We start from the raw sequence: 12028 nt of genomic DNA, 5'->3' as shown, positions 1-12028 counted from the left end.
GTCTCTTAGTCTTCTTTTGGTTGAGCGTGTGTGCCATCGCAATACGGAAATTTTCGCGAACGTTTGCAACGACAAAAGGCCACTGTTTCACGATGTACCTGCTTATGGTTTCTTTCCGTTACCGTGGCTCCTCCTTTTATCAGTATGGGGCCTCCGGGTATGAGCGTTACCTTCACATCGCTATTGTCTTTCTCTTTAAAGCGAACGCCTTTAACAGATAGTGCTTTTGAGGGGCACTCCCGAACCAGAGCCACAATCTGATCTGAATTGGCCTTTTCCGGTTGAACCCACGGTCGCTGCTTGAGATTGAACACCTTGGGCAAACCCCTGAGGCAAATACCGGAATGAATGCACAGATCTGGTTTCCATACTATGGTAACCTCTCCATTGCTATATTCCTTTACCAGTGGTTCACTCATGGCACAGTCGTTCGGCTGATTAAATTAAGCGAAAATAGAGTCAAACCGAAACATCGGAAAATAATTCAAGGGCAATTTATACATGTTGTTATTAACATATATAAATATTAATATTATTGACTATATTGTTTTAATCGCTCCAATTCCGAAAAAACAAGTTCGAACCATTCGTTTTGACGCTCTGAGTCTCTTCCATGACCGGTTTCTTTATCGTAGTTCAGAGAAAATCGCTTAAAATCGGCCAGTAGTTGCCTCACATATTTGTTATAAACTTTTAGGTCTCGCTCTCCCCTTTTGTGCAATTCACTAATCTGCTTCCTTATTTTTCTGCCATACAATTCGGCAATATCGAAGTGCAGCTTCTCATGAGCCAAGAGTGCTATGCTGGTAGAATCGGTGGTCCAGGAGTCTTTCTTCACAAAGAGTACCTTCACCTCAAACCTGGGTTCATCGTTAAATATGCCCCCTCGTATGGAATGGGTTACGGAGGTCAGAGCAAGCCCCCTCTCCTCTTTGGACTTTTGTTTTCTAAACCTAAAGTCTTTCCAGCTTAGGTATAAATTGTCTGACCACTCAATATAAGCCGTTGTATCTACTGTTAAAAACTGCGCCTTACTCTCCGGCCCGTGAACCAACCCTGTGAGTATGAGCAGTGCTAAAGCTATATTTTTCAAGAATTTCATTGAGCTATCTAACTTCTACCGCGTGAATATTGTGGGTAAACTAACCCAAAGCTAACGATTTTGTATAGCGAAGCGGTATCTTTGTCTTGCATGAAGTTTGAGAAATACGCTTTTCACCCGCTTATTAAGTCCAATCTGGCAGAGCTTGGCTTTAAAAAGCCTACGGACATACAGTATAAGGCCATAACTCCTATTCTCAAAGGAGAAGATGTATTGGCTATTGCACAAACAGGAACTGGCAAAACCGCTGCCTTTGCCATTCCAACGGTACAAAGGTTATTGGATCATTCGCGCAAGCTCAATATAAACGCAGTGCGATGCCTGGTAATGGTTCCTACCCATGAACTGGCACAGCAGGTAAAGCAAACATTTCAGCAGGTGAGCAAAGGCAGTGGCCTGACCATTTATGCTATTTACGGTGGGCTGGAGCAGGACCCTCAGATTAAAATGCTTCAATCGGGTATCGATGTGCTCATTGCCACACCAGGCCGCTTGTTCGACCTCATTAGCCAGGGCTATTTAAGCCTGTCGCTATTAGAGGTGCTTATTGTGGATGAAGCCGACCATATGCTGGGTCGTGGGTTTATTAAGGATATGCGGGACTTACTGCCTCACTTACCCAAAAAAAGGCAAACACTGTTTTTCTCGGCCACCATCAATGAAGAGATAAAGAAACTGGCTTATTCACTGGTGCATAAAGCTATTCGTATTCAGCTATCGCCTAAAAATCCGGTAGCCAAGAATATTGAGCATGCCGTGGCTTATGTAGAAATGGATGATAAGCGCTACTTTCTGGAGCAACTCATAAAAAACAACCCAGAGGCTAAGATGCTTGTGTTTGTGCGTACCAAAGTAAGGGCCGAAAGAGTACAAAAAGCCCTCCAGCGTATGGAACTGAAAGCGGACACTCTGCATGGAGACAAAGATCAAAAGCAGCGAGATGAAACTCTGGGCAGGTTTAAAAGTGGGGTTTTAAAGGTACTTATTACCACCGACATCAGTGCCCGAGGTATTGATATACCTGAAGTAGATTTTGTTGTGAATTATGACCTGCCTGAAACGGTTGAACATTATGTACACCGGGTGGGCCGTACAGGCCGGGGTTTTGCAAAAGGTCAGGCTTACTCCTTTTGTAGCCCGGAAGAAAAAACAATACTTGAGCAAATTGAAAAGGAGCTGACTGAGCCCATTGAGCGTATTAGCATTAGTAAAGGAGACTATGCCATGGTAAAGGCACTCACAGAAGATGACTCCAAAGACTGGCGACAGTTATTAAAGGAAGCCCCACCGACCAAGAAAACAGCTAAAGGCAAGAAAAGAAGACGATAGCATGCCCCTAAGAGGTCAAAAGAACTGATTATAAAAACCCTCCGAAGAGGGTTTTATGTTTTAACAGATAATTGATAGCATTACCCATTAAAAAGGCTACTTAAACGTAGCCCTTTTTCTTGAAGGCTTTGAAGGTAATATGTATCATCAGACTGATAACATCACCTTATTTGCCATGAGAAACTTTCAGAATTTTACAATCCGTTTTCTGTATCTCAATACTTGCCACTCCTCCTTCTTCTAAACCTGGTGTTCCCTCAACAACCCAAATTTTATCATCATTAAGTGTGGCTGTGAATGGCAATTGGCTTTCAACAGATTCCCCATAAATTGGTTTTAGAATTGATAGGGCAACATTAATTGCCGTTTCTTTATTTGGGACAAACCCATCTTTCGGGACATATCCATTTTGTACATCTTCTTTATCAGAAAACGACAGAAGTGCGAAAAATAATGATGTCACTAAACCAAGTGACAAAAATTTAAGAGCCTTTTTCATAATGAATCCTAGTTAGTAATATTTAACGATGAACCAGCTTTGATTTTATTTGGGTCAGAAATATTATTTTCTATTGCAATAGCTGATACCGTGGTGTGATAGTTATTGTGTCCTCACAGCGTCTTTTAACAGCCATTTGTGAGGACACAAATGGAGGCAATTGTTGCTATAAAACGGATAGCCCCATTTATGCCAGCTTCTTTTCCTAAAAAGTAGAGCGCAACCCCAAAAAGCAGTATGTAGAATATCCCCACTGGCTGCTTTGCTTTTGCGATAAGCGATTTATAGTCTATCATATTCTTCTCTGTTTTACCCCCCCAGAACCCAATGTCCCAGTAGGAAATTTGGGGCCTTGATCTTCAATTGCAGCGCCACCACCACCTCTAAAAGAGAAAGAATTAGTTCACAAGGAGAAAGAGAGAAAGGACAAAATAAAGGGCAAAGCAATTGATATTATTGGCAAAATTGCTGGTTGGATAATGAGAATTCTACCTTTCACAGCCTAGTGCTTATCACTCTGTATCATTACTTTATAAAAAAAAACCTCCGAAGAGGCTTTATGTTTTTAACAGATAATTGATAGCATTACCCAACTCATAGCACAACACTTTCAATATTGTAAACTGGCAGAATTCATTATATCAAGAATTGCTCGCCTTTTGGCATCCTTAAAACCTTCCGATTTTAGAGTAAGTAACCATATGTGCTGAAGTTCTTCTTTAGAACCTATGCTTTCCAGCACTAACTGCAAGTGATTTTTAGACGGATAAGTCACAAGAACTCTCCTAATATGATCCTTGTTGATAGTATCAATCTTATATTCAAATTTGGTTGAATCAAATTCAGGGGCTTCAACAAAGCCACCGCACTCATATTTAATCTTATACCCACGGCATAAAATTGATCCCTTTGCTCCTTCATCAATTGAAGATTTTAAAATCAAACAAGTTTCTGGTAATTCTAAAGTAAATCCTTTGAGGTTAGTTTCACCTTTTACAAAATCTACCTTATGAAAATTATTCAACAAGACCCAGATTACTAAAACTATAGTAATAAGATATATTATTTTTTTCTTAAATAACTTCTCCATGCCTTATCTTTATCCCCTAGTACATTAAGTCTGTTATTGTTAATTCTATCTATAACCGTTTTCATTTGATCCGCAGAAAAAGACCCAGTCCTTTGATCTATCCAAGAATATTTTACATGCTACATTGACAGCAAAATTTTCACTGTCTATATAAGCGCATTTCAATATTTAGTATTGTGTCATATTTATAGTTTTCCCCCAAACCATCCCTGCTCTGATAAGCTTTTACATAACATGCTCTTATGTAACTCCTCGCTTATTGATTATTGATTTGGTGGCTTGCGGGTTGAACATAAGCATATTATGTAAAGTATCTGCTAGGGCATCTACACGCTTCAGTTTATCGATTCACGTTAATTCACGTTTCTAAACGTAATCACTATTACAAAACATCGATTCCAGCCAATGAAGACTGATTTAAGCAGTATTTCAGCATTAATTCTTGTCAAGTAAATGCTTGTTATACTTAACAAGCACACCCCTTTACATAGACACGTTAGGTTGTTGTATTGCTTATGACATCACACAACCTATGCCTCCGTGGCACATTTTAGCTGGCCATTGAGAGCATGAACCCGATAAAGGCCAGGAAGAGCATTACACCGATGATCGTTCCCCAGGAATGGGTTTCCCCTTCGTCAGGTTCCCCGAACATCATGGCGATAAAGTCGCTGAAGAGCTGTTTCATTAATAAAAAACCAGCTCCATTGCTGAAGCTGGTTTCTTTGACTCATTAATACCTAAAGTCTATCTCAAGACTATCTCTTTTTTCGGTCTTAAGAGTATCTACTTTATTGAGGTACTCTTCCACACGCTCACGCATCGTTTCAGCCTTTTTTTCTCTAGCCCTCTTCTCACTATAACAGCCTAAAAGGCAAAAAAACAGTGAGCCAAATAACAAAATTTTGACCTTCTTCATTTTCTTGGTTCTCTAAATCCCGCTGCATAAAAATACCCTTCCTGTATTGCATACTGGTCTGCACCACTATCCCCTGGGTTATATGTCTTAGACCAGTTAATAGCATTCTTCTGAGTACCTCCCAATCTCTGTACCGCATTTCCCCATAACCAATTCCCTCCATCTAAGTAATTATAGGCACGAGAGGTATTGTTAAAAATAACCATTGGACCCTGATCATTTTTAAACAATTCACTATCATTCCAAAGCGTTTGAACTTCACCATTGGCACCCAGAGTAGCCGCTCCACCTTTTGCTAAATCTATTGGTAAATGATAAGCCGAAAAATCCATTTTACCCCCCGGCCCAGAGTACCATGCGGCAAATAGCAGTCTACCCGCACGACTTCCTTTGTGACTTACACCTGACTCACTCATCATTTCATCAATTCTCTCGTCAGATATATTATAAATAAACTTCACATTCTTAAAATCATCACCAAACTTCTCCATATTATATTTAATGGCCTGAACATCAGTCTCAGGATCATTAAACTCATAAGACTTTTGTTCTTTGGTTTTCGAGTTCTCAATAACTAACTTATCTGGCTGATCATTTTCATCAACTCTTAGAAACTTACCTTCTTCATCAAAAACATAATCATCAACCAAACCAGCAGGGGCGACTCTCAAAAGAGGGTTGTTCTGAACGTAGTTATAAGGATTTACCCAAGCCCTCTCATCAGCCATAGGATCCACCTGTATAAACCGGCCTAAGATCGGATCATAAGTCCTTGCATTGAAGTCGTACACGTTCCAGTCGAAGTCCGTTTGTTCCTCGTTACCTGACAGCTTGTAACGGTTTGGTTTAGAGAGCGGTGCGGTCGATGACAGTGCAGCGATCGATCCACCAAAAGGATAATAATGATCTTCCTGCAATACAGGCCCCTTGGTATGGGTTACCTTCAGGTCGTCAAAGTAGGTATTGTGGTTCTGATTACTCTCATTACTCACCCATATGTATACATACCCCTTCTGGGTAATGTTAATGTTGTTCAAAGTTAATAAATGTTTGGCATTGAGCACACTACTCACCCGCTGATGACCTGATGCCACACGATTAAAATTAGTATCGAAAACAATGTAATTAAGAAATGCAAAGGGAGTGGTGGTACCCGAGCTTCCTCCCCCAGTCAGATAACTACTTACTCCGGTAAATACACTGTTGGTTTGGGTATAAAGGTCGGTGCCCGAACCGCCCGGCACAAAAGCCGATACCAAAGCATTCTTGATTTGTCTGATCATCGCAACAGAAGGGATTTTAAATACAAAACTTCTTATTTATGACCATCGCAGAGCTTATCAGGCTGACAAGGCAGCAAAAGGGTTTGTCGAAATCGGAGCTGACCAACAGGTCGAAGGGGTGAACCTCTAAAGCCTGTCCTGTTACGAGCTGGGCGCCAGCATCCCACAGGCCAATGTGCTCAAGAAGCTGGCGGATGTGCTGGAGGTTTCGGTGGATGACCTGGTCTACGGGGCTGACCAGGAGAAGGCCAAGGCGAAGATCCAGGACCCGGAACTGCTGGCAATGTTCTCCAAGGCGCAGCAGCTCAACGATTCCGACAAAGAGGCCATCAAGGCCATGCTCAAGGCCTTCCTGTTTCAAAAAGACATGCAAAAACAACTGGCGCAATGAAAAAGCCCCTCGAAAGGGGCTTTTTCATTAATTGCCAAAGACTATTATCAGCCTATCGCTTTGATCTTTTGAACGAGAACTCTTTTATCTGGAGTGTGTTAAAATCTCTAGAGAACCTAATTGTATCGCCTGAGATATCTGGGAACAGGTAATCTGCAGAACCGCTGTCAAAAGAGAAGTCTCTGTTTTCATATGGTTTCAGATATTTATCATTCTCTTGAAAAATACGATTCGAATTAAGCATCCCAACAATTATGACCGTGCCTAACAATCCGGTCTTATATTCATAACTAACATCAAAATTCAAAAAACCATGATTATGAGCTATACTGGTTCTGTTAGAGACCGTTACAATCGAGTCGTTCTTAAAGTCAATCTTTAAGCTTCGATTCCCTGAGTCTGAAAACTTATAGCTCAAGGAACTATAAGTGGTGATCTTTCCTCTTAAATGAGGACTGCACGACATACAAAAGATCACAATTAATAAAGAATAAGTTTTGTGCATATACATTTAGTTATCCCACCAAGAAGCTGGGTAGTCTCTATAAACATACTTTTGATTGAGGCCTGGCTGATCAACAAGATTCCTTAAAAAATCCATATTAATCCCTGATATACTAGACATCGTTCTTTTTGGCACATTCACACCCTGTGCCATTTGTAAAAGAGTGCCTACTTGATCCAAATCGATACCAACACCATAGATTAATTTACCTCTTAATGCATACTGGGCTCGATAAGCAGATATTTCATGCGAGGCTCCATAACCCGAGCTTATGTTGCCTTGCTGATCAATATCATATTCACCTCTAGCTATTTGGCCACCGTGTCTAGGTTCATGAAAATTAGTTTTCTTATCCATGAACATAGTTATCTGGTTTTCTCCTGTTCGATAAGTTACCGGTAGTCCATTACCATTACCATCTCTTACAGTATTTGACTTGTCGCTAGACTTTGCAAAACGAAATTCAGTAGTAGAACCTCTCATATCTACAATATCACCAGCAGTCTGTCGAAGTTCTGAAGCGCGCTCTCTTAAATCACCGACATCTTTTCCTTTGGCCTCACGCTTATCCGCCTTTCTCTCTAATTTTGATGCCTGCTTTTCAGCCCTTCTTTCCATTTTTGCAGCTGTCTTTTCATTCTTTTCATCAAAGTATCTACCATCAATTTCTCGATTTACTAAAGGGTTGTTTTTTACAAATCCATAAGGGGAAGTTTCTAGGTATAAATCGGCCAATGGATCAACATTAAACCATCTGCCCAAGGCAGCATCATAGTTTCTAGCTCCATAGTCATATATATTGATATCGAACTCTTCCTGAATCTCCTTGCCATTGAACTTGTAGTTGTTCGGTTTAGAGAGCGGAGCGGAAGAACTCAAGGCACTTATCGAGAGACCGAAGGGATAATAATGATCTTCCTGCAATACAGGCCCTTTGGTATGGGTTACCTTCAGGTCGTCAAAGTAGGTATTGTGGTTCTGATTACTCTCATTACTCACCCATATGTATACATACCCCTTCTGGGTAATGTTAATGTTGTTCAAAGTTAATAAATGTTTGGCATTGAGCACACTACTCACCCGCTGATGACCTGATGCCACACGATTAAAATTATTATCGAAAACAATGTAATTAAGAAATGCAAAGGGAGTGGTGGTGCCGGAGCTTCCTCCCCCAGTCAGATAACTACTTACTCCGGTAAATACACTGTTGGTTTGGGTATACAGGTCGGTGCCAGATAAAGACAGTGAGCATATCCTTTTGCACTGGAGGCCATGCTCAGGGATGCTAAAGCCAGGGCGGCTTATCAATAAAAAACCAGCTACGTTTCCGAAGCTGGTTTCTTTACTTTATAGTCCTATTAGTTATACCAGCTTATTGCTTGTGCGTTTCTGAGCGGAACTAATCCCGCTTTCCTTGCTTGATCCAATCCACCAACACTTTTTACTTTTTCAAACCAATCACGATAGTATTCATATGCTTGTTCAATAAGCTTACCTTCTACACTCTCCATATTCCCCTCATTATCTTTTAATAAAGGATATGCCGAGTATTTGAATGGATCATCCAAATAAATCTGATTGATTAAAAAAAGGGCCTCAAGCTGCAAAGAATATCTCTTTAAATTCCCCATATATATTTGTGACGACAAAGGGTTGTGATTAGATATGGGCAACACACACAACCTTTGATCTCCTTCAAAAGTCAGAAGTTCCCTTATTAAAGACAGTTTATCCACAGTATCTGGAATTGCAAAAGGGTATGTCAAAATATCCTTATCACTATCATAGCCCTTAAATACAATTTTATAAAGCTCTTCTTTAGAGTCTATGTCTGAAGTAGGCTTTATTAAAAGCCCTCCATCTTTTAAATTGTCCTTATCAATTTTCTTAACTGTAAGCATTTGCGCTTTTAGGTTCAACCCAAATACAAAAAACAGCATGACTAATATTGAAACCTTTGTCCTAATCATTACCGGTAAGCTGATTTAAAAATTGTTCTATTTCTTTCTTATCACTAATGACTCTCACGCCACGACTATCAACAGTACCAAGGGTTGTATTCAAAGCCTTGTTTGCCGATATCTTCCTCACAAATTCAACATTACTGCGGTTCCTAGTATCCGTAAGCCCTCTGGCAGCTCCTTCTAATGTTACATTATACTCCGTAGTCAGAATACCTGCATTATTGTTATATGTGCCATCTGCATTTCGTTTTCCTGAATGCACTACATTACCTCCTTTTTTGAAAATAACTGCACTTGCATCTTCCTCATCAAGGTTCCTCAAATACCCGTCATTCTCCAAAAGCTTTTCTACCTGATCATCATTTATCCACAAACTATTATCCGTAAAAATATAACCATGACAGTCTGCTCCGCAATCACATTGTTCACTGTTTACAGCTGATGAAGTACTGCCAATCAAATTACCTTCTGCATCAAAAGTGGCCTCTATCTGCTCCGCTGCAACCAGCCTTAACGCCTCAATTGGTGTGCCATTATCAGCAAAAATATTTACGACCTCATATGTTCTCGAAATGAAAGTTGCATTTTGAGTGCCATCGGCATTTCTCGTCACATCAGAGACCTGCATTGCCGGAACACTTACTTGTTCACCAGTTGTAGTAAACTATATTCCCATCTTTATCGGTTATGATATTACCATCAGGGTCGATATACTTTATCGGATTGTTCGCAACATAAGTGTAGGGCGAGAACTCAAGGTAGGCATCTGCCATAGGATCAGGAGCCAGCCATCTACCAATTTGTGGATCATACTGCCTTGCCCCGTAATCATACCAGTCCAAGTCAAAGTCTGTCTGCTCTTCCTTACCATTATACTTAAACTGGTTTGGCTTACTCAAAGGAGCAGTAGAACTAAGTGCCTGAATGTTTAGACCAAAAGGATAGTAATGATCTTCCGGCAATACAGGCCCTTTGGTATGGGTTACCCTCAGGTCGTCAAAGTAGGTATTGTGGTTCTGATTACTCTCATTACTCACCCATATGTATACATACCCCTTCTGGGTAATGTTAATGTTGTTTAAAGTTAATATATGTTTGGCATTGAGCACACTACTCACCCGTTGATGACCTGATGCCACACGATTAAAATTATTATCGAAAACAATGTAATTAAGAAATGCAAAGGGAGTGGTGGTACCCGAGCTTCCTCCCCCAGTCAGATAACTACTTACTCCGGTAAATACACTGTTGGTTTGGGTATACAGGTCGGTGCCCGAACCGCCCGGCACAAAAGCAGATACCAAAGCATTCTTGATTTGTCTGATCATCGCAACAGAAGGGATTTTAAATACAAAACTTCTTATTTATGACCATCGCAGAGCTTATCAGGCTGACAAGGCAGCAAAAAGGGTTTGTCGAAATCGGAGCTGACCAACAGGTCGAAGGGGTGAACCTCTAAAGCCTGTCCTGTTACGAGCTGGGCGCCAGCATCCCACAGGCCAATGTGCTCAAGAAGCTGGCCGATGCACTGGAGGTTTCGCTGGACTACCTGATAGGTTCTACCAACATGGTAATTGACAAGAAGATGCTCTACCGCCTGGAAGTGCTGGGCAGCATCTCAAAAGAGGAACGGGAACGCATCCTAATGGTCATGGATTCCCTGCTCCGGGATGCACAGATGACCGATGCACACAAAAAACTGGCCTCATAAAAAAACTCCCAACCACTACACAGCGATTGGGAGTTTCTGATCAAGAAGAACCCCTAGACTCTTCTTTTCAAAATTTGGTATCCTTCGAAAAGAATAAACCCTACACCCATAAGGATTGTGCCAAATATCACAAACCGACTTAAATAATCATTCAATACCAACAGCACTAATAGCACAACAATTATAGTCGTTAAGATCAGAGGAATGTACTGTGACCTTTTCAGCTTAAAATTGTTTCTAACGAATATCTGTAATCTAGTATAGTTCCTGAAAACTTGTAGGATACAATAAATTGTTGCTATAAAACGGATAGCCCCATTTATGCCAGCTTCTTTTCCTAAAAAGTAGAGCGCGAGATATTTATAGTTGTGTTAATAGACAACTAAATAAATCTATGATTTGCGATAGATGGCTAACTATCTATTTTTTGTTGTATTAATGAGCATCAAATGGAGTTAGGAGAACAGATCAAGCGCATCAGGTCGGCTAGTCGGCTAAAGGGCTTTCACAAAAAGAGGTGATCATGGAGGCTGGACTGGACAAGGCCAATATTCCAGGATCGAGAACGGCAAGACTGACCCTTCTTTTGCCACGGTTCCTAAAATCGCCAAGGCTTTGGGGGTTTCCCTGGCCAAGCTTTTCACTGATAGTGCCCTGGAGGATGTGAACTCTTATGACAAGGGATTAATGGAACGGGTGGCCATGATAGACCAGCTACCAGAGGATGAGCGCAAAACGCTCTTTACCATCCTTGATGCCTTCATCGGCAAAAAGAAGCTCAAAGATACGCTATCCAACGTACTACAGGACGTGTAAATAAAAAACCCATCCGAAGATGGGTTTAATTTTATGTGATAATGATCGCACTATCTTGCAAAGGAGAACTAATGGTGGGCAGTCATTATTTGTTATCCTATTTTAACTCCAAACATCTTTTCATTATGAGTTGATAGAATGACTTATTGATATAAGGAATTTTAAAATTAGGGTATCCAGGTTCTTCAATCAGCTTACACTTTTTTTTCAACCTGCGATCACCGTCTTTTAGCACTGCTTCCAAGGCTGTTTTATCATGAACTTTCTGTAATATTTCCCATCTAACAGAAATTGGCTTATGCAACCCTTTCCACAAATCTCTTCTCAAATCTAAGCACTCTTCGAACAAAAAATCAGGAATTTTATCTCCAGAAAAGTAGTTCAAACTGTCGGCAAATTATTTGACAACTTATAAT

The 12028-nt window shown here is 40.6% G+C and carries 16 protein-coding genes; 4 read left to right on the top strand and 12 right to left on the bottom strand.

Translation table 11 applies throughout. The features are described 5' to 3' along the window. Positions 1–5 precede the first annotated feature (5 nt). A complete protein-coding gene (locus IE164_RS15570; RefSeq protein ID WP_189631175.1) occupies positions 6–419 on the bottom strand; it encodes a (4Fe-4S)-binding protein in 414 nt (137 codons plus the stop codon). Between the two features lie 113 nt (positions 420–532). After that, positions 533–1102 (bottom strand): DUF922 domain-containing protein, encoded by a 570-nt coding sequence (locus tag IE164_RS15565; protein ID WP_189631174.1) that lies wholly within the window; start codon positions 1100–1102, stop codon positions 533–535. Between the two features lie 90 nt (positions 1103–1192). Between IE164_RS15565 and IE164_RS15560 the strand changes: the two genes are divergently transcribed. Beyond that, positions 1193–2431, top strand: a complete 1239-nt coding sequence (locus IE164_RS15560; RefSeq protein ID WP_189631173.1) for a DEAD/DEAH box helicase — start codon at positions 1193–1195, stop codon at positions 2429–2431. A gap of 166 nt (positions 2432–2597) precedes the next feature. Here the strand turns inward: IE164_RS15560 and IE164_RS15555 are convergent, their stop codons facing one another. From IE164_RS15555 to IE164_RS15530, 5 genes are all read right to left on the bottom strand, one after another. Then, positions 2598–2930 (bottom strand): YbbC/YhhH family protein, encoded by a 333-nt coding sequence (locus IE164_RS15555; protein ID WP_189631172.1) that lies wholly within the window; start codon positions 2928–2930, stop codon positions 2598–2600. A 125-nt stretch (positions 2931–3055) separates the two neighbouring features. After that, positions 3056–3226 (bottom strand): hypothetical protein, encoded by a 171-nt coding sequence (locus IE164_RS15545; protein WP_189631171.1) that lies wholly within the window; start codon positions 3224–3226, stop codon positions 3056–3058. Positions 3227–3540: 314 nt separating this feature from the next. Next, positions 3541–4020, bottom strand: coding sequence for a hypothetical protein (locus tag IE164_RS15540; RefSeq protein ID WP_189631170.1), 480 nt, complete (start codon positions 4018–4020; stop codon positions 3541–3543). 550 nt (positions 4021–4570) lie between these two features. Further along, positions 4571–4708 carry a hypothetical protein gene (locus IE164_RS15535; RefSeq protein WP_189631169.1) on the bottom strand — a complete coding sequence of 46 codons (138 nt, stop codon included), beginning with the start codon at positions 4706–4708 and terminating at the stop codon, positions 4571–4573. 227 nt (positions 4709–4935) lie between these two features. Further along, positions 4936–6222, bottom strand: coding sequence for an RHS repeat-associated core domain-containing protein (locus tag IE164_RS15530; RefSeq protein ID WP_189631168.1), 1287 nt, complete (start codon positions 6220–6222; stop codon positions 4936–4938). A 175-nt stretch (positions 6223–6397) separates the two neighbouring features. Between IE164_RS15530 and IE164_RS15525 the strand changes: the two genes are divergently transcribed. Further along, positions 6398–6613, top strand: coding sequence for a hypothetical protein (locus IE164_RS15525; protein WP_189631167.1), 216 nt, complete (start codon positions 6398–6400; stop codon positions 6611–6613). A 511-nt stretch (positions 6614–7124) separates the two neighbouring features. On the opposite strand, the gene IE164_RS15520 is transcribed toward IE164_RS15525, so the two are convergent. The 4 genes from IE164_RS15520 to IE164_RS15505 all read right to left on the bottom strand — a co-directional run bounded on the left by IE164_RS15520 (position 7125) and on the right by IE164_RS15505 (position 10413). Continuing rightward, entirely contained in the window at positions 7125–8219 is a 1095-nt protein-coding gene (locus IE164_RS15520) for an RHS repeat-associated core domain-containing protein (RefSeq protein ID WP_189631166.1), read from the bottom strand. A gap of 260 nt (positions 8220–8479) precedes the next feature. Beyond that, positions 8480–9091 carry a hypothetical protein gene (locus tag IE164_RS15515; protein ID WP_189631165.1) on the bottom strand — a complete coding sequence of 204 codons (612 nt, stop codon included), beginning with the start codon at positions 9089–9091 and terminating at the stop codon, positions 8480–8482. Continuing rightward, entirely contained in the window at positions 9084–9713 is a 630-nt protein-coding gene (locus IE164_RS15510) for a hypothetical protein (RefSeq protein ID WP_189631164.1), read from the bottom strand. Before IE164_RS15510 ends, IE164_RS15515 begins: the two co-directional genes overlap by 8 nt. Before the next feature lie 19 nt (positions 9714–9732). Beyond that, positions 9733–10413: an RHS repeat-associated core domain-containing protein gene (locus tag IE164_RS15505; RefSeq protein WP_189631163.1), complete on the bottom strand. Its 681-nt coding sequence runs from the start codon at positions 10411–10413 to the stop codon at positions 9733–9735. Between the two features lie 176 nt (positions 10414–10589). On the opposite strand from IE164_RS15505, the gene IE164_RS15500 reads away from it, so the two are divergent. Both IE164_RS15500 and IE164_RS15495 read left to right on the top strand, forming a co-directional pair. Continuing rightward, entirely contained in the window at positions 10590–10796 is a 207-nt protein-coding gene (locus tag IE164_RS15500) for a hypothetical protein (protein WP_189631162.1), read from the top strand. Positions 10797–11411: 615 nt separating this feature from the next. Further along, positions 11412–11612 (top strand): hypothetical protein, encoded by a 201-nt coding sequence (locus IE164_RS15495; protein WP_229838724.1) that lies wholly within the window; start codon positions 11412–11414, stop codon positions 11610–11612. A gap of 97 nt (positions 11613–11709) precedes the next feature. Here IE164_RS15495 and IE164_RS15490 read toward each other — a convergent pair whose 3' ends face one another. Continuing rightward, positions 11710–11997 carry a hypothetical protein gene (locus tag IE164_RS15490; protein WP_189631161.1) on the bottom strand — a complete coding sequence of 96 codons (288 nt, stop codon included), beginning with the start codon at positions 11995–11997 and terminating at the stop codon, positions 11710–11712. Positions 11998–12028 lie beyond the last annotated feature (31 nt).

It is taken from the genome of Roseivirga thermotolerans (assembly GCF_014653175.1).
Taxonomy (GTDB): Bacteria; Bacteroidota; Bacteroidia; order Cytophagales; family Cyclobacteriaceae; genus Roseivirga; species Roseivirga thermotolerans.
This window is presented reverse-complemented; position numbering and strand designations above follow the sequence as displayed.